The 16,239-nt window shown below is 70.4% G+C and carries 17 protein-coding genes; 8 read left to right on the plus strand and 9 right to left on the minus strand.

Annotated elements, in window-relative coordinates; all coding sequences use genetic code 11:
• The first annotated feature begins 11 nt into the window (after positions 1–11).
• From MKK70_RS22745 to MKK70_RS22760, 4 genes are all read left to right on the plus strand, one after another.
• The gene (locus MKK70_RS22745; protein WP_243950096.1) at positions 12–308 is read left to right on the plus strand and encodes a DUF1778 domain-containing protein; all 297 of its coding nucleotides are present in this window, start codon (positions 12–14) and stop codon (positions 306–308) included.
• Positions 305–793 (plus strand): GNAT family N-acetyltransferase, encoded by a 489-nt coding sequence (locus tag MKK70_RS22750; RefSeq protein WP_243950098.1) that lies wholly within the window; start codon positions 305–307, stop codon positions 791–793. Before MKK70_RS22745 ends, MKK70_RS22750 begins: the two co-directional genes overlap by 4 nt.
• A 64-nt stretch (positions 794–857) precedes the next feature.
• Entirely contained in the window at positions 858–1,880 is a 1,023-nt protein-coding gene (locus MKK70_RS22755) for an Hsp33 family molecular chaperone (RefSeq protein WP_147727009.1), read from the plus strand.
• Positions 1,881–2,020: 140 nt separating this feature from the next.
• Positions 2,021–3,172: a hypothetical protein gene (locus MKK70_RS22760; RefSeq protein ID WP_243950100.1), complete on the plus strand. Its 1,152-nt coding sequence runs from the start codon at positions 2,021–2,023 to the stop codon at positions 3,170–3,172.
• A 62-nt stretch (positions 3,173–3,234) separates the two neighbouring features.
• Here the strand turns inward: MKK70_RS22760 and speG are convergent, their stop codons facing one another.
• The 3 genes from speG to apaG are packed head-to-tail and all read right to left on the minus strand — an operon-like array spanning position 3,235 to position 5,402.
• Positions 3,235–3,801: a spermidine N1-acetyltransferase gene (gene speG / locus MKK70_RS22765; protein WP_147844564.1), complete on the minus strand. Its 567-nt coding sequence runs from the start codon at positions 3,799–3,801 to the stop codon at positions 3,235–3,237.
• Positions 3,798–4,967 (minus strand): acetylornithine deacetylase, encoded by a 1,170-nt coding sequence (argE, locus tag MKK70_RS22770; protein WP_243936058.1) that lies wholly within the window; start codon positions 4,965–4,967, stop codon positions 3,798–3,800. The genes speG and argE overlap by 4 nt, the downstream gene beginning before the upstream one ends.
• Before the next feature lie 42 nt (positions 4,968–5,009).
• Positions 5,010–5,402 carry a Co2+/Mg2+ efflux protein ApaG gene (gene apaG / locus MKK70_RS22775; RefSeq protein WP_147729503.1) on the minus strand — a complete coding sequence of 131 codons (393 nt, stop codon included), beginning with the start codon at positions 5,400–5,402 and terminating at the stop codon, positions 5,010–5,012.
• A 162-nt stretch (positions 5,403–5,564) separates the two neighbouring features.
• On the opposite strand from apaG, the gene MKK70_RS22780 reads away from it, so the two are divergent.
• Positions 5,565–6,062 (plus strand): hypothetical protein, encoded by a 498-nt coding sequence (locus MKK70_RS22780; protein WP_243935045.1) that lies wholly within the window; start codon positions 5,565–5,567, stop codon positions 6,060–6,062.
• 54 nt (positions 6,063–6,116) lie between these two features.
• Positions 6,117–7,268 (plus strand): 2'-deoxycytidine 5'-triphosphate deaminase, encoded by a 1,152-nt coding sequence (locus MKK70_RS22785; RefSeq protein WP_243935043.1) that lies wholly within the window; start codon positions 6,117–6,119, stop codon positions 7,266–7,268.
• A gap of 11 nt (positions 7,269–7,279) precedes the next feature.
• On the opposite strand, the gene MKK70_RS22790 is transcribed toward MKK70_RS22785, so the two are convergent.
• The 6 genes from MKK70_RS22790 to MKK70_RS22815 all read right to left on the minus strand — a co-directional run bounded on the left by MKK70_RS22790 (position 7,280) and on the right by MKK70_RS22815 (position 14,205).
• Positions 7,280–8,875: a gamma-glutamyltransferase family protein gene (locus MKK70_RS22790; protein ID WP_243950102.1), complete on the minus strand. Its 1,596-nt coding sequence runs from the start codon at positions 8,873–8,875 to the stop codon at positions 7,280–7,282.
• A 9-nt stretch (positions 8,876–8,884) separates the two neighbouring features.
• Positions 8,885–9,799, minus strand: coding sequence for an ABC transporter ATP-binding protein (locus tag MKK70_RS22795; RefSeq protein ID WP_243935039.1), 915 nt, complete (start codon positions 9,797–9,799; stop codon positions 8,885–8,887).
• A complete protein-coding gene (locus MKK70_RS22800) occupies positions 9,799–10,830 on the minus strand; it encodes an ABC transporter ATP-binding protein (RefSeq protein WP_147858752.1) in 1,032 nt (343 codons plus the stop codon). Before MKK70_RS22800 ends, MKK70_RS22795 begins: the two co-directional genes overlap by 1 nt.
• Before the next feature lie 5 nt (positions 10,831–10,835).
• Positions 10,836–11,669, minus strand: coding sequence for an ABC transporter permease (locus MKK70_RS22805; RefSeq protein WP_243950113.1), 834 nt, complete (start codon positions 11,667–11,669; stop codon positions 10,836–10,838).
• Positions 11,670–11,755: 86 nt separating this feature from the next.
• The gene (locus MKK70_RS22810; protein ID WP_243950104.1) at positions 11,756–12,700 is read right to left on the minus strand and encodes an ABC transporter permease; all 945 of its coding nucleotides are present in this window, start codon (positions 12,698–12,700) and stop codon (positions 11,756–11,758) included.
• Positions 12,700–14,205 carry an ABC transporter substrate-binding protein gene (locus MKK70_RS22815; RefSeq protein WP_243950106.1) on the minus strand — a complete coding sequence of 502 codons (1,506 nt, stop codon included), beginning with the start codon at positions 14,203–14,205 and terminating at the stop codon, positions 12,700–12,702. Before MKK70_RS22815 ends, MKK70_RS22810 begins: the two co-directional genes overlap by 1 nt.
• A gap of 629 nt (positions 14,206–14,834) precedes the next feature.
• On the opposite strand from MKK70_RS22815, the gene MKK70_RS22820 reads away from it, so the two are divergent.
• Both MKK70_RS22820 and MKK70_RS22825 read left to right on the plus strand, forming a co-directional pair.
• Positions 14,835–15,800: a glycosyltransferase family 2 protein gene (locus tag MKK70_RS22820; RefSeq protein WP_243950109.1), complete on the plus strand. Its 966-nt coding sequence runs from the start codon at positions 14,835–14,837 to the stop codon at positions 15,798–15,800.
• A 172-nt stretch (positions 15,801–15,972) separates the two neighbouring features.
• On the plus strand, positions 15,973–16,239 hold a 267-nt coding region (locus MKK70_RS22825), incomplete at its 3' end, for an NAD-dependent epimerase/dehydratase family protein (protein ID WP_243950111.1).

Raw genomic sequence — 16,239 nt, forward strand, 5'->3', positions numbered from 1 at the left:
AGGCTGTCGCCGTGAGCATCGATGGGCGGAGCAACGTCCCGGTGCGGCGCGGGACGACGATCAACCTGCGCGTCGAGGCCGAGACGCGGGACCTGATCGATGACGCCGCATCGGTGCTCGGCAAGACGCGGACCGAGTTCATGATCGACACCGCGCGTCATCACGCCATCGACGTGCTGCTCGATCAGCGCCTGTTCGTCCTGGACGATGCGCGGCATGCCGCGTTCGTCGCGGCCCTCGACGCGCCGCCGGTTGCGAGACCGAGGCTGAGCGCGCTCATGGAGAGGAAGCCGGCCTGGGAGCGATGATCGGCCCGCCGGTTCCGCTGGGTTCGGAGCACGGCCTCGATGGGTTCTCGTGCGGCAAGCCGGTGCTCGACGATTGGCTGAAACGGCAAGCACGCCGCAGCGAGGGCCGGTTCGCCCGGACCTATGTGATCTGTGCGGACGGCACGGTGGTGGGTTATTACTGCATCTCCGCGGGAACGGTCGCCCGGGCGGATGCTCCGGGACGGATTCGACGCAACGCGCCGGAGCCGATCCCGGTCTCGACTCTGGGTCGGCTGGCCGTGGATCGGCGTTGGGCCGGGCGTGGGCTCGGTGCCGACCTCCTGGCCGATGCACTGCGCCGGATCGCCAATGCCGCCGAGGTGATCGGCATCGGCGCCGTCCTGATCCACGCGCTCGACGACCAGGCGCTGACATTCTACCGCAGCCGGGCGGAATTCCTCGCGTTCCCAGACAACTTGCGCACCCTGTTCCTGCCGATCGGCGCGCTGACAGACAGACGATGACGACCCGAACGCTTCCAAGCCGAACGTTTCCAGGCCAATTGCTTCCAGGATCGAATTGAGCACCATGACCGCCGGACACGACACCACCCCGATCAACGAAGGCAACGGTCACGACGGCGCCGACGACTGCGTGCTGCCGTTCTCCGTCGAGGCGCTCGACGTGCGCGGGCGCGTCGTCCGGCTCGGGCCGTCCGTCGACACGATCCTGCGGCGGCACGGCTACCCGGATGCGGTGGCGCGCCTGCTCGGCGAGGCGGCGGCACTCACCGTGCTCCTCGGCTCGTCCCTGAAGTTCGAGGGCCGGTTCCAGCTCCAAACCAAGACCGACGGCCCGGTCGGGATGATCGTCGTCGACTTCGAGGCGCCCGACCGCCTGCGCGCCACCGCCCGCTTCGAGGCGGAGGCGATCGCGGCTCTGGGCACCGGTCCGCACAAGGCCGCCGAGTTGATCGGGCAGGGGCACCTGGCCATGACCATCGACCAGGGCTCGGCGGCGAGCCGCTACCAGGGCGTCGTCGCGCTGGAGGGACAGAGCCTGGAGGAGGCGGCGCACCAGTATTTCCGCCAGTCCGAGCAGATCCCGACGCAGGTGCGCCTCGCCGTGGCCGAAGCCTTCGAGGACGGGCAGAGCCGCTGGCGCGCCGGCGGGCTGCTGGTCCAGTTCCTGCCGCAGTCGATCGACCGGGCCCGCCTGGCCGACCTGCCGCCGGGCGACATCCCGGAGGGCCGCGTCCACCTCGACGAGAACGGCACCCAAGAGGACGACGCCTGGGTCGAGGCGCGCGCCCTGGTCGGCACGGTCGAGGACCACGAGCTCGTCGACCCGGCGGTCTCGAGCGAGCGGCTGCTCTACCGGCTGTTCCACGAGCGCGGCGTGCGGGTGTTCGAGGCGCAAGCGGTGCACGAGCAGTGCCGCTGCTCGCGCGAGCGGGTGATGGGCATGATCCGCTCGTTCTCGCCCGAGGAGCGCCGCGAGATGGTGGCCGACGACGGCCGCGTCGTCATCACCTGCGAGTTCTGCTCGCGCCGCTACGACCTCGACCCGGCGGAGGTCGAGGCGGAGGTGGGCGGCACGCCGAAGCAATAGAACGCCGCGCCGACGCGACGACGGCCAAGCTTGATCGAGCGATAGACTGAACTTCGGTTCATAAAAATCAGTTTCGAGGCGTGAAACGGTTTTCGAACCTTCGGCGTTTCGATGCTTCCAAGAACGTCGGAGGAAGCATCATGAAAAGGATCGCCATCGGGCTCGCAGCCCTGCTGCTCAGCACGTCGGTCTACGCCCAGGGCGCGGCCGGAAACGCGGCCGGCGCCGGGCCGGGCCGCGCGAATACAGGTTCGACGGACGCGACCGGCGGACGGCCGGGCAGCGACCGCGCATCGGGCGCGTCGTCCGGCGGCCGGATGTCGGACACGCGGGGCGAGGCCCGGAACACGACCGCGGGGAACGGAACCGGCGGCCGCGAGAGCGGCCTGCAGGCCGGGCGGTCCAATCGCCAGGGCGCCGATCGTGCAGGAGCCGATCGTGGAGGAGCTGATCGTCAGGCCGCCGGCCGCGACGACCGGCGCGGCGCGGATCGGGCCGAGGGCCGCGGCGGCAACCGTGACGGGATGCACGAGAGCCGCGACCGGGCGGAGCGGAGCGGGCGCGAGGCGCGCAGCGAGCGGCGCGAGACCCGCACCGACTTCCGGTCCGAGCGGGTCGGCGGCAGCTTCCGGCGCGAGGGCCGGTTCGTGGTCGTCGGCGGCCAGCGCGTGGTGTACGGCTCGCCGGAGTATCGCCGCCTCGTCACGGTCGAGCGCCGGGGCGGCCCGCGGGTCCGCTACGTCACCATCCGCGGCCACCGCGTGCTGTACGGATCGCCGGAATACCGTCGCCTCGTCACGGTCCGCGAGACCGGTCCGCGCGAGCGCTACGTCACCATCCGCGGGCAGCGGGTGCTGTACGGATCGCCCGAGTACCGTCGCCTCAGCGTGACCACGACCGAGCGTCGCGGCGGCAGCGTCGACGTCGGCTTCCGCGGACAGGATCGCACGGACGTGCGGACCCGCTCCACCCGGACCGAGACCCGCGACGATCGCGGCTTCCGCAATGCCGACCGGCGCAACGCCGGCGAGCGCAACACGGGCGCCGACCGGGGATCCGAGCGCAACGCCGACCTGCGTCGGGGCCAGGATGCGCGCGGCGGCCCGGACAGGGGCGGCATCCGCAACGCTTCGGAGACGATGGGCGGCGGCAAGAGCGAGGACAGGGGTGGCGCCAACGGTGGCGTCAGGGGCGGGCGCGATGCCGGCATGACCGGCGGCTCGCCCGAGCGCGGCGGCGCGGGTGCCGCCACCCGCGGCGGCCGCGACGGGGGCGGCGCCGGTCGCAATTGATCGGTCCAGTCGTGCGAACGGGGAGGGGCCGGCGACGGCGCCTCCCCGACCCGCCGCGCCGGTCAGCTCTTGAGCACCGGCTCGGCGATGTCGACGGCATGGCGGCCGGCGAGGTATTCCGGCTGGAACAGGCACATCCGCACGGCATCGCGGTAGCGGCCGTTCATGAAGAACTCGTCCCGCAGGATGCCCTCGGGGCGGAAGCCGCAGCTCTCGTAGATCCGCACGGCGCGGGCGTTGTCCTTGTCCACGTGCAGGTAGAGCTTGTGGATGTTGAGCACGCTGAAGGCGTAGTCCATCGCGATCCGCGTCGCCTGGCGGGCGAAGCCCCGGCCCTGGAAGCCCGGATGGATCGCGATCTGGAACTCGCAGCGCCGGTGCAGGTGGTTGATCTCCACGAGCTCGACGAGGCCGGCCGGATGCCCGTTCAGCGTCGCAATGATGAAACGCCGCTCGGTCTGGTTGTGGATGTTGCGCTCGTAGAGCTGCGCCAGCTCGGCGAAGGACTCGTAGGCCTCCTCGAACCAGTAGCGCATGATGCTGTCGTTGTTGTTGAGCTGATGCACGAACATCAGGTCCTCGCGCTCCAGCGGGCGGAGCTTGACCCTGTCGGGGACGGTCTCGTTCATGCGGCGCAGGCCTCGATCAAGCGGCGGAGGAACGCCTCGCCCTGGCCGAGCGCGGCCAGCGTGATGAACTCGTCCGGCTGGTGGGCCTGGTCGATCGAGCCCGGCCCGCAGACCACGGTCGGGATGCCCGCCTGCTGGAAGCGCCCGGCCTCGGTGGCGTAGGGCATCGACACGGTGCGGTTGCGGTTGGCCAGCCGCAGCGCCAGCCGCTCGGCCTCGGAGCCGGGCTCCGGCAGCAGGCCGGGGATCGCGATCTCCTCGACGGTCTCGATCCGGCCGAACGCGCCGTAGCGGTTGAGGCGCTCGCGGGTCACCGCCTCGGCCTTGGCCTGGAACAGGCGCGGGATTTCGGCCATGTCGAGGTCGGGCAGGCCGCGGAACTCCCAGTGGAAGGCGCATTCCTTGGGCAGGATGTTGCGGGCGGTGCCGCCGTGGATCGTGCCGACATGCACGGTGGTGCTGGGCGGATCGAACCGGCCCGACGCGTCGCCCCGGGCGATCATCCGGTCGGCGATGGCGTTCAGCCCGGAGACGAGGTCGCAGGCCGCCATCACGGCGTTGGCCCCGAGCATCGGCTTGGCCGAATGCGCCTCGTGGCCGTGCACCGTGGTGTGGAAGGTGACGATGCTCTTGTGCGCATCGGCGACCTCGAGGTCGGTCGGCTCGCCGACGATCACCGCGCCCGGCCGCGGCAGGTCGACGCCGAAGCGGGCGATCGCGTCCATCACGCCGAGGCAGGTGGTCTCCTCGTCGTAGGAGAGCAGGATGTGGATCGGGCGCTTGAGGCCGGCCGCGAGGCAGTCCGGCACCAGCGCCAGGGCGGTGGCGCAGAACCCCTTCATGTCGACCGCGCCGCGGCCGTAGGCCCGGCCGTCGGCGACGCGCAGGGTGAACGGGTCGGCGGTCCAGGCCTGTCCCGTGACCGGGACGACGTCGGTGTGCCCCGACAGCACGACGCCGCCGTCGACCTGCGGCCCGATCGTGGCGAAGAGCGCGGCACGGTCGCCGGCCGCGTTCGGGATGCGGAGGTGGGGGACGCCCCAGCCGTCGAGATAGGCGGCGACCCAGTCGATCAGGTCGAGATTCGGCTTCGAGCTTTCGGTGTCGAAGCCGACGAGGTGGGCGAGGATGTCGAGCGGGGTCAGCCGCTCGCCGGAACCGGGCATCGCTTGGTGTCCTGGGCGGGCCGCCGGCCTGCCCGGCTCGAATCAGTGCAGGCTGCGGCGGATATGCGGGCTGTCGAGCGAGAAGGCCGGGATCTCGGCCTCGAAGCTCTCGCCCGCGACCGTGGCCATGGTGTAGCTCCCCGCCATCAGCCCGTCCGGCGTGGTGAGCGGGCAGCCGCTGGTGTAGCAGAACGACTCGCCCGGCTCCAGCACCGGCTGCTTACCGACGACGCCGGCGCCGCGCACCTCCTGGCACTCGCCGCGCCCGTCGATGATGCGCCAATGGCGGGAGCGGAGCTGCACCTGCTCGGCGCCGTTGTTCACGATCTCAACGGTGTAGGCGAAGAAGTACCGGCTCTCTCCCGGCGAGGATTCCTCCTCGACGAAGCGCGGATTGACGGTCACGCTGATTCCGCGCGTCTCGGCCTTGTACATCGTCCCTAATTGCCCTCTTCAGCGGCGCTCGAGTTCGGTCTAGCTCGGGTCTAGACGGCTCGAAGCCGCTTTTCGATGCGTCATTCAACGTGGTAGTTGCCGGAAGAATTCCCGTCAATTGCGGCGGAGTACGTCGCGGCGGGCGGCATGAACGGGGCCGGCATGGTCGAAGCGTGGGTGTGCCATCTGAGGTCGCTTCGGCGCGGGGGGGACGTTCGGCTCTCGGCGGCGGCGCTCGCCCACGTGGCGGCCTGGGCGACGCTGCTCGCCCTTGCGGGCTTTTCCGCGTGGCGCGATCCGGCCGCCAACCTCCTGCCCGCGGCGGCGCTCGCGGCCGCGCTGATCCTCGACGGGACCGGGCGGATCGCGGCGGCCGTCATCGCCGGCCGGGCGGGACCCGATCCGCGGCTCGCCGGCCTGCCCTCGCTGGTGCTCGGCGTCGGCGGCACGGTCGGCCTCGTCGCCGGCGCGGCCGCGCTGCTCGTGTTTCCGCGCGCGGTCCCGGTGCTGGCGAGCGCGCTCGCCGGCCTGGTCGCGATCGGCGCCCTGGCCCGGCTCGCCCTGATCCGGATCGTCCTCGCCCTGCCCGGCGACGAGCCCGCCGCCCTCCCGGCGGAGGCGCGCGCGACCTCGGTCCGCCCCCCCTTAAGCCGACGTTAGGCGCTTTGCTCGAAAACGGCCGATGGTGACGGCCGGACGGGACGCGCGAGAGACATGAGCACGACGCCGAGCCCTTCGGTCGAGACCGGCCCTTCGGTGGCGGCAGGCACCGCCACGGGGCAGGGCGCCCCGCGCGACGGCATCCTGTCGGGCGAGGGCATCGCCGCCCTGGCGCGGGCGGGCGGCATCCTGCCGGCCTCGGCCTTCGCCGCCGACCAGATCCAGCCGGCGAGCCTCGACCTGCGCCTCGGGGCGCGGGCCTGGCGCGTGCGCACCAGCTTCCTGCCGGGCGCGGCGCGGGCGGTCTCGGCCTGCGTCGAGCGGCTGGCGTTCCACGAGATCGACCTGCGGCCCGGCGCGGTCCTGGAGACCGGCTGCGTCTACATCGCCGAGCTGCAGGAATCCCTGGCGCTGCCCGAGGACCTCGCGGCGGCGGCCAACCCCAAGAGCTCCACCGGGCGGATCGACGTGTTCACCCGCGTCATCACCGACCGGGCGGAAGCGTTCGACCAGGTCGGGGCCGGCTATCGCGGGCCGCTCTACGCCGAGATCTCGCCGCGCACCTTCCCGGTCCTGGTCCGCACCGGCTCGCGCCTGTCGCAGATCCGCTTCCGACGCGGCATCGTGCGGCTGCGCGACGACGAGCTGGTCGCGCTGCACGCGCGCGCGCCGCTGGTGACCGCGGCGGCGCCCTCCTTCCAGGGGGGCGTCGCCGTCTCGGTCGATCTCGCCGGGTTCGACGGGCTGATCGGCTACCGGGCCAAGCGCCATACCGGCCTCGTGGACGTCGACGCGCCGGGGCGCCACGCGGCGGCCGAGTTCTGGGAGCCGCTGCCGGCCGACGGGTCAGGGTCGCTGATCCTCGATCCCGGCCAGTTCTACATCCTGGCCTCGAAGGAATCGGTGCAGGTGCCGCCCGACCACGCCGCCGAGATGGTGCCATTCGACCCGCTCGTCGGCGAGTTCCGGGTGCATTACGCCGGCTTCTTCGATCCCGGCTTCGGCTATGCCGGCGCCGGCGGCACCGGCGCGCGCGCGGTGCTGGAGGTCCGCTCCCGCGACGTGCCGTTCCTGCTCGAGGACGGCCAGATCGTCGGCCGGCTCGTCTACGAGCGCATGGAGGCGGTGCCGCTGATGCTCTACGGCGCCGGCGCCGGCTCGAACTATCAGGCGCAAGGGCTGAAGCTGTCCAAGCACTTCGCCTGAAGCGCCCGGACTCAGTATCCCAGCGCGCTGCCGTCCTTGCGCGGGTCCGAGCCGGCCGACAGCATGCCGGCTGCGCGGTCGATCCAGATCACCTGCCCGCCGCCGAGGGGGAGGGGAGCGGCGACCGCGTCGTGGCCGCGGTCCCTCAGGCCGCCGACGAGGCCGGAAAGGCCGCCCTCGACCTCGAGCGTGCCGCCGTAGGCGAAGCTGCGCGGCGCATCGAGCGCCTCCTGCGGATCGAGGCCGCGGTCGATCAGGCCGGTCAGCAGCTCGACATGGCCCATCGCCTGGTAGTGCCCGCCCATCACGCCGAAGGGCGCGACCGCGCGGCCGTCCCGCATCAGCATGCCGGGGATGATCGTGTGCATCGGGCGCTTGGACGGGCCGATCGTGTTGGGGTGGCCGGCCTCCGTGCGGAACGACAGGCCGCGGTTGTGCAGCAGCACGCCGCTCGACGGCCCAAGGATGCCCGAGCCGAAGCCCTGGAAGATCGAGTTGATCAGCGAGATCGCGTTGCCGTCCCGGTCGACCACGCAGAGGTAGACCGTGTCCTTGTGCGCGCGGGCCGCGAGCTCGGCGCGGATCTCGGGATAGAGCACCGGCGCCTGCGCGCGGGCCATGTCGATCGCCCCGTGGGCGGCCGCCTGCCAGGCGTCGGAGAGCAGGTGCTCGACCGGGATCGCCTGGAGCTCGGGATCGCCGAACAGGGCGTCGCGGTGGTGGTAGCCCTGCTTGCACGCCTCCGCGAAGAGGTGGACCCGGTCGAGGTCGGAGAGCCCGGCGACGTCGAAGGGCTTCAGCACGTTGAGCATCATCAGCGCCGCCAGACCCTGCCCGGCGGGCGGGCATTCGTAGACGTCGTAGCCGCGGTAGCGAGTGCTGATCGGGGTGACGACGTCCGGCGCGGCGCTCGCGAAATCCTCCAGGGTGTGGAGGCCGCCGCGCTCGCGCAGGCGGCTCACGAGATCCTCGGCCACCGGCCCCTCGTAGAAGCCGCGCGCGCCCTCGCCGGCGATCCGCCGGAGGGTCGCGGCCAGCTTCTCGAGCCGCACCACGGTGCCGATCGCCGGCGCCCGGCCGTCGATCAGGTAGGTCGCCGCCGCGTGCGGATCGCCGGCGACCCGGCCGATGCTGCGCGCCCAGTCCCACCCGACCCGCGGCTGAACGGGAAAGCCGTCCTCGGCCAGCCGGATCGCCGGCTGCAGCAGCTCGCCGAGGGAGCGGGTGCCGTGGTCCTCGACGAGCCTCTGCCACGCCGCCACCGCGCCGGGCACGGTCACCGCATGCGGGGAATCGGGCTCGATCGCGACGCCGTTCTCGCGGTACCACGCGTCGTCGGCGGCCGCCGGGCTGCGGCCGGAGCCGTCGATCGCGATCGGCACCGACGCGCCGTTGGGCGCATACAGGGCGAAGCAGTCGCCGCCGATGCCGGTCATCAGCGGGTCGACGACGCATTGCACCGCCACCGCGGCGATCGCCGCGTCGACGGCGTTGCCGCCCGCGCGCAGGGTCTCGATCGCCACCAGCGTCGAGGCCGGGTGCGAGGTCGCGACCGCGGCGTTGGCGGCGTAGACGGGCGAGCGGCCCGGTCCCTCGAAGTTCCTCATGGGCGATCCTCAGCTTCTCGTGGCGACCCAGTGGCCGGGCGCGACCTCGACGAGGTCGCCGCCCTCGGCGATGGGGGAGGCGGGCCGGGCCTGCTCCGCGGCGAGGCGGGCGCGCTCGGCGGCCGGGTCGGGCACCGGCACGGCGCCGAGCAGGCGCCGCGTGTAGGGATGGCGCGGGTCGTCGTAGAGCGCGTCGCTCTCGGCCAGCTCGACGATGCGGCCGCGCCAGAGCACGGCGACCCGGTGGCAGAGATATCGCACCATGCGCAGGTCGTGGGAGATGAACAGGTAGGACAGCCCCAGCTCGGCCTGCAGGTCCTGCAGCAGGTTGACCACCTGCGCCTGGATCGAGACGTCGAGCGCCGCGATCGGCTCGTCGGCGACGATGAAGCTCGGCTTCAGCGCGATGGCGCGGGCGATGCAGATGCGCTGGCGCTGGCCGCCGGAGAACTGGTGCGGGAACCGCCCGGCGAAGCGCGGCTCCAGCCCGACCCGCTCGAACAGCCCGGCCACCGCCGCGCGGCGCTCGGCCCGGCCCATCTCGGGCCGGTGCAGCTTGAACGCCTCGGAGACGTAGTCGCCGACGCTCATCCGCGGGTTGAGCGCGGCGTAGGGGTCCTGGAACACGGTCTGGATGCGGGCGCGCATGCCGCGCATCGCTCGCGGCGAGAGCTTGGCGAGGTCCGTGCCCTCGAAGGCGACGGTGCCCGCGGTCGGCGGGTTTAGCATCGTCACGGCACGGCCGATGGTCGACTTGCCCGAGCCGGATTCGCCGACGAGCCCCAGCGTCTCGCCGGCGCGGATGTCGAAGCTGACGTCCTCGACCGCCCGGAACACCGAGGCCTTGCCGCCCCACCACGAGCGCAGGGGATAGTGCTTCGAGAGGTTGCGCACCGAGACGATCGGATAGTCCGGGGCCCGCATCACCGTGCCTCCTCCGCTTCGCGCGCCAGGATCGCCGGAAGGTCGTACCAGGCCGCGACGAGGTGGCCGGGCGCGGCGCCGGCGGCCTGGACGAGCGGCGGCGCCTCGGTGCGGCAGCGGGGGGTGGCGTAGGCGTTGCGCGGCGCGAACGGGTCGCCGGGCGGGGGCGCGCGCATGTCGGGCGGCGCGCCCTCGATCTGGCGCAGGCGCCCGCGCCCGGCCCGGCCGCGGGTGAGGTCGGGGAGCGAGCGCAGCAGGCCGAGGGTGTAGGCGCTGCGCGGGTCGGCGAAGATGTCGTCCACCGGCCCGCGCTCGAGGATGCGGCCGGCATACATCACCTGCACCGTGTCGCTGATGCCGGCGACCACCCCGAGGTCGTGGGTGATCCAGATGATCGCCATGCCGATCTCGCGCTTCAGCTCCTGCACCAGGGCGACGATCTCGGCCTGCACCGTGACGTCGAGCGCCGTCGTCGCCTCGTCCGCGATGAGGAGCTTCGGGCGGCAGGCGATCCCGATGGCGATCATCACGCGCTGGCGCTGGCCGCCGGAGAACTCGTGCGGGTACTGGTCGAGGCGGCCGGCCGCGTTCGGGATGCGGACGAGGTCGAGCAGCTCCCGCGCACGCCGGCGCGCCGCGCGGGCGTCGAGGCCGAGATGGATGCGCAGCGGCTCGACGATCTGCGCCGCCACGGTCATGCCGGGGTTGAGCGAGCTCATCGGGTCCTGGAACACGAACCCGATCTCGCCGCCGCGGACTTTTCGGAGCGCCTTCTCGGGCAGGGTGAGCAGGTCGCGGCCCCGGAACAGCACCTGACCGCCGGTGATCCGGCCGGGCGGCCGCGGGATCAGGCCGAGCATGGCCAGCACGTGCACGCTCTTGCCGGAGCCCGATTCGCCGACGATGCCCAGCGTCTCGCCCTCGCGGAGCGCGTACGAGACGCCGTTGACGGCGTGGACCGCGCCGCCGTCGGTGTCGAAGGCGACGGCGAGGTCGCGGACCTCGAGCAGGGGCGTTTCGAGACGCGGCATGTCGCTCATGTGCGGGCCCGCGGATCCAGCGCGTCGCGCAGCCCGTCGCCGAGCAGGTTGAAGCCGAGCACGGCGAGGAAGATCGACAGGCCGGGCCAGATCGCCATCCACGGCGCCTGGTCGAGGAAGTTCTTGGCGACGTTGAGCATCGCGCCCCAGGACGGCTCGGGCGGCTGCTGGCCGAGCCCGAGGAAGGACAGGCTCGCCTCGGCGATGATCGCCGCGGCGATGGTCAGCGTCGCCTGGACCAGGATCGCCGGCACGATGTTGGGCAGGATGTGCACCAGCGCGATCCGCCAGGGCGGGTTGCCGACCGAGCGCGCCGCCTCGACGAACTCCTCCGCCGCCACCGCCTGGACCTGCGCGCGGGTGAGCCGGACGAAGGTCGAGGTCGCCGAGAGGCCGATCGCCACCATGGCGTTGGTCAGGCTCGGGCCGAGGAAGGCCGCGAGCGCGATCGCCAGGATCAGGAACGGGATCGCCAGGAGCGCATCGGTGAGCCGCATGATCGCGCCGTCGACCCAGCCGCCGGCATAGCCGGCGACGAGCCCGAGCGGCAGGCCGAGCGAGACCGCGAGCGCCACCGAGACGAGGCCGGCGCCGAGCGAGGCCCGCGCCCCGTAGACGATGCGGGCCAGCACGTCGCGCCCGACCTCGTCGCCGCCGAACGGGTGGGCCAGCGACGGCGCGGCGCGCACCGCGCCCCAATCGGTCGCCGTCGGGTCGTAGGGCGCGATCCATCCGGCGAACGCCGCCATCAGCACCAGCCCGACGACGATGGCGAGCCCGACGACCGCGCTCCGCCGCGCCCGCAGCCGGCGCCAGAAGGCGCCGAGCATGCCGGGCTCGCGCGGGAGGGGCACCGCTCGTCCCCCCGCCACGGAGGGGGACGGCAACAGCGCGGCGGCGTCGCGATCCATCCCGCTCATGCCCGCCTCAGCTTCGGGTTGACCACGGCCGCCAGCACATCCGCCGCGAGGTTGAGGCCGACATAGGTGGCGGCGGTGCAGATCACGACGCCCTGCACGGTGGCGAAGTCGCGGTTGAACACCGCGTCGACCATCAGCTTGCCGAAGCCCGGCACCGAGAAGATCTGCTCGGTGAGCACCGCGCCGGACAGGAGCTGCCCGAACTCGAGGGCGCCGAGCGTGATGATCGGGATCGCGGCGTTGGGCAGCGCGTGGCGCAGCACCAGGCGCAGCGGCGAGACGCCCTTGGCGCGGGCCGTGCGGACGTAGTCGGAGCCGAGCACGCCAAGCATCGCCGCCCGGGTGTGGCGCATCATCACCGCGCTGATCGCGTTGCCGAGCACGAAGGCCGGCATCGCCATCGCCTTGAGGTTCCCCCACAGGCTCTCCGAGGGCGGGACGTAGCCGGAGGCCGGCAGCCATCCGAGCTGCACCGAGAACAGCAGGATCATCAGGATGCCGAGCCAGAAGTTCGGGATCGACAGGCCCCAGAGCGCGACGCCGTTGGCCAAGGTGTCGGCCCAGGTGCCGCGGCGGGCGGCCGAGACGATGCCCATCGGCACGCCGATGGCCAGGGCCACCAGCATGGCGAGGCAGGCGAGCTCGAGCGTCACCGGCAGCTTCTCGAGGACGAGTTCCGAGACCGGCTTCTGCAGGCGGATCGACTCGCCGAGGTCGCCGGTCAGGACGCCCGCCGCCCAGTAGCCGTAGCGGACGGGGAGCGCCCGATCGAGGTGATACTTCTCGCGGATGAACGCGATCACCTCCGGGTCGCGCTCCTCGCCGGAGAGCGCGGTCGCGGTGTCGCCCGGCAGCAATTGCTGCAGGGCGAAGATGATCATCGAGGCGAGGACGAGCGTCGGGACCGCGAGCGCCAGGCGGCGGGCGAGGAAGCGCAGCATCAGTTCAGCTTGAGCCCGGTGAAGCGCGCCAGCCCGTCCGGGTAGGCGACGAAGCCCGAGAGCTTCTTGGTGTAGGCCCAGAGCAGCTTGCGGTGCAGCAGGTAGAGGCCCGGGCGGTCGTTCAGGACCCGGTCGGCAAGCTGCTTCCAGGCGGCCTGCCGCTTCTGTGGGTCGACGGTGCCGCGCTCGGCCTGGAGCGCCGCGTCGGCCTCGGCGTTGCAGTAGCGGCTGTAGTTCAGCGGCGTCTTGCAGCCGAGGAAGCTGAAGGTGTTGCCGTCGGGGTCCGGTCGCCCGGACCAGGAATACAGGTAGGCCTCGAAGTTGCCCTTGTCGGCCATGTCGAGCAGCGTGGTGAAGTCGGCGGCCTGGATCCGGATGTCGAAGCCGGCCTCCCTGGCCATCGCCTGGATCACCTGCCCGACCTGCGGCGCCTCGCTGTTGGCGTAGACCGAGAGCGTGATCTGGGGTTTCGGCTGCCCGGCCTCGGCAAGCAGGGCCTTCGCCTTGGCGACGTCGCGCTTGGGCACCGGGTATTCGGTCACGTAGCTCGGGTGCTTGGGCGAGACCCACTGGTTGCCGGGCAGGAACTCGCCGTTGAACACCACCTGGTTGAGCGCGTTGCGGTCGATCGACAGGTCGAGCGCGTGGCGCACCTTCGGGTCGGCAAGCGGCGAGCCGGCCTTGGCGGGGTTCAGCAGGATCTCCTGGAAGCCGAGCTCGTAGACCGATCCGAGCGCGAGCTTGGCGTCGCGGCTGACCTGGGGGACGTCGGTCGGCGCCAGGCGCTCGAGCAGGTCGAGCTGGCCGGCGCGCAGGTTGGTCAGCCGCACGGTGGCATCGGGGATCGGGCGGAACTCGATCCGCTGGATCTGGATCTGGTCCTTGTTCCAGTAATCGGGAAAGCGCTCGACCACGATCCGGTCCTGCGGCACCCGCTCGACGAACCTGAAGGGGCCCGCGCAGACCGGCGCCGTCGAGAACTTGTCGCCGAGCCGCTCGGCGGCCTTGGGCGAGACCATCATCCCGGCCCGATCCGTGAACTGGGCCATCAGCGGCGCGAACGGCGTCTTCAGGTTGATCTTGAAGGTCAGGTCGTCGACCACCTCGACGGTGTCGATCGGCGCGATCTCGCCGCGGCGCTGCGAGCCCGGCATCTTGAGGTGCCGCTCGATCGAGAACTTCGCCGCCGCCGCGTTCAGCGGCTCGCCGTCATGGAACCTCACCCCCGGCCGCAGGTGCATGGTCAGGGTCTTCTCGTCGGGCGAAAGCTCCCATTGCGTGGCGAGCTGCGGCACCGGCTTCAGGTCGGGCCCGATGTCGACGAGCTTGTCGCAGAGCGCGGCGAAGACCATGCGGCTGGCGAACGTCCGCGCCAGCGTCGGATCGAGGGCGTCGGGGTCCTCCATCATGCCGTAGCGCAGGGTCTGCGCCGAGAGGACCGTGGACGAGAGCGGCAGGGAGACGAGCAGGCCCGCGATCAGGCAGGCGGCCGACAGACGCGACATCAGGACTTCCCGGGACGGACCAGAGTTTCGAGGCGGATGAGCGGAGCGTGGGCCGATGCACGGGATCAGGCAACCCCAAGCTGGCATTTCGCATTCCAGGCACCATCCGTGCCACCGACGGTTGCCGGTCGTTTCCGGGCGGCCGATCGGAGGCCGTATCGATCTCGATCCGCACGGCCTCGTCCTCGTCGACCAGACGGCGGCCGCCACCGACAGGCTCCGAGGCTCCGGTCGACGCCTCCGCGTGGTGCGCTGCCGCATCTGCGTGCCGCACGGGCACGACGAGACCGCCACCGCCGCCCTCCCAAAGACCCTGAAAGACTTCGACCCAGCATGGCCGGAAACGACCTTGGGAGGTCTCTGGATCGGTGCACGCGGTTTGCCGGATCGCAGCGCTTCGATCGACCCGATTCTTGACCGTTCCCTTCGGGCTAGATCGAAAGGCGTACGCGGCCTCTCCTGAAAATCTGTCATCTCGTCGAGGATCCAGTTTACCGTCAGGCTGGAAGATCGACGTGACCCATTACAAAGCTTGATCTGCTTTATTTCATGGCCATACAATATAGAGCGATTATATTTCTTTCTAAATTGTCTTTCGTCTGCTCGAAGATGCGGACTCGGAGGTATCGATGTCGGTGACAGTCATAGTGCCAACCCATAACCGCGCCAAGTACATAGAGGCGTGCATCGGAAGCGTGTTGGCGCAATCCCACGAGGACTTCGAGCTGATCGTCGTCGATGACGCGTCGACCGATGGGACCCATGAGATCCTCGCGGCTCTCGTCAAGAAGGATGCGAGGATCCGTTTGTTGCGTCACCCGACGAACAGGGGCGGTCCTGCCGCCAGGAATTTGGGGCTGTCGCTTGCGAAATACGATCTGATTGCCTGCATGGACGACGACGACATCATGCTTCCAGACAGGCTGAAATCGCAAATCCGATTCATGGAAGAAAACCCGGACGTCAGCGTTCTGAGCTCGGCAGCATACATGATCGATGTCGACAACAAGATCATCGGAAAGAGCGTCCCGACCATTGATATGGAACGCGGGCTTGCAAGAAAAGACCCGGGCCTCATCGTCAATATCATCCATCCGACCGCGATGTATCGGCGCGATGTCGTTCTCGGCTTGGGCGGCTATCGGAACTATCTTCTCGATGATCGAGACTTGTGGGGGCGAATGGCGACCGCGGGCTTCAAGATCGCCGTGTCGCCCGAGCCTGTCTTGATGCATCGCCGGCATAGCAGCATCATGACGACGCGGATCAACGAGATCTTCGAAAACGGAGATTTCATCGATTTCAACATGATCAGGCGCCTGAACGGCAACACGGAAATAAGCCTGGAACAATATAGGGAAATGCTTCACTCGCAATCGATCTGGAAAAAATGCCGCAATTGGAGATTGAAGAGATCCGCTGTCGCCTACAGAATAGCGACCCTGCACTACAGCAGCGGAAATTGGCTTCCGTTCATGAAAAACCTGGCCGTAGCGCTTTCGCTCAACCCGTCAAAGTACGTCGTGCGAACGATCGCAAAAAAGGGGAAATACCTGCTCAGAAAATCGACCCCCAAGCATATTCTACCGGCTTGAGATAATTTTTGTCATAATAATCAAAGACGCCGGATCATGATGCATCGTTGTTCTTTGCGCATCGCGCGGCGTCATTTCAAGCTCATATCTCAGTGCAAGCTACCGGAGATGAAATCGGTGCTGCCGACGGGCTATTTCACCTGAAACGTCGGAGCAGCTGACGGAGGCCGACATGCGCATCCTGGTGACCGGCGGCTGCGGCTTCATCGGCTCCGCCCTCGTGCTCCACCTGGTGCGCGACCTCGGCCACGACGTGCTGACGCTGGACGCGCTGACCTACGCGGCCAACCCGGTGTCACTGGCGCCCCTCGCCGAGGATCCCCGCCACCGCCTGGTCGAGGCCGACATCTGCGACGCCGACGCGGTGCGCGCGGCGTTCGCGGACTTCCGGCCCGACGCGGTGATGCACCTGGCGGCCGAAAGCCACGTCGACCGCTCG

Source organism: Methylobacterium sp. E-041 (assembly GCF_022829665.1).
In the GTDB taxonomy this organism is placed as follows: domain Bacteria; phylum Pseudomonadota; class Alphaproteobacteria; order Rhizobiales; family Beijerinckiaceae; genus Methylobacterium.

What these genes read in the sequence shown, in the direction of transcription:
- argE (WP_243936058.1), bottom strand. Translation starts at nt 4,967, where the DNA reads ATGCCCGGTTCCGGCGAGCGGCTGACCCCGCTCGACATCCTCGCCCAC.
- MKK70_RS22820 (WP_243950109.1), top strand. Translation starts at nt 14,835, where the DNA reads ATGTCGGTGACAGTCATAGTGCCAACCCATAACCGCGCCAAGTACATA.
- MKK70_RS22785 (WP_243935043.1), top strand. Translation starts at nt 6,117, where the DNA reads ATGAGCACGACGCCGAGCCCTTCGGTCGAGACCGGCCCTTCGGTGGCG.
- MKK70_RS22750 (WP_243950098.1), top strand. Translation starts at nt 305, where the DNA reads ATGATCGGCCCGCCGGTTCCGCTGGGTTCGGAGCACGGCCTCGATGGG.
- MKK70_RS22780 (WP_243935045.1), top strand. Translation starts at nt 5,565, where the DNA reads ATGGTCGAAGCGTGGGTGTGCCATCTGAGGTCGCTTCGGCGCGGGGGG.
- MKK70_RS22760 (WP_243950100.1), top strand. Translation starts at nt 2,021, where the DNA reads ATGAAAAGGATCGCCATCGGGCTCGCAGCCCTGCTGCTCAGCACGTCG.
- MKK70_RS22755 (WP_147727009.1), top strand. Translation starts at nt 858, where the DNA reads ATGACCGCCGGACACGACACCACCCCGATCAACGAAGGCAACGGTCAC.
- MKK70_RS22795 (WP_243935039.1), bottom strand. Translation starts at nt 9,799, where the DNA reads ATGCGGGCCCCGGACTATCCGATCGTCTCGGTGCGCAACCTCTCGAAG.
- MKK70_RS22810 (WP_243950104.1), bottom strand. Translation starts at nt 12,700, where the DNA reads ATGCTGCGCTTCCTCGCCCGCCGCCTGGCGCTCGCGGTCCCGACGCTC.
- apaG (WP_147729503.1), bottom strand. Translation starts at nt 5,402, where the DNA reads ATGTACAAGGCCGAGACGCGCGGAATCAGCGTGACCGTCAATCCGCGC.
- MKK70_RS22805 (WP_243950113.1), bottom strand. Translation starts at nt 11,669, where the DNA reads ATGCTCGGCGCCTTCTGGCGCCGGCTGCGGGCGCGGCGGAGCGCGGTC.
- speG (WP_147844564.1), bottom strand. Translation starts at nt 3,801, where the DNA reads ATGAACGAGACCGTCCCCGACAGGGTCAAGCTCCGCCCGCTGGAGCGC.
- MKK70_RS22790 (WP_243950102.1), bottom strand. Translation starts at nt 8,875, where the DNA reads ATGAGGAACTTCGAGGGACCGGGCCGCTCGCCCGTCTACGCCGCCAAC.
- MKK70_RS22815 (WP_243950106.1), bottom strand. Translation starts at nt 14,205, where the DNA reads ATGTCGCGTCTGTCGGCCGCCTGCCTGATCGCGGGCCTGCTCGTCTCC.
- MKK70_RS22800 (WP_147858752.1), bottom strand. Translation starts at nt 10,830, where the DNA reads ATGCCGCGTCTCGAAACGCCCCTGCTCGAGGTCCGCGACCTCGCCGTC.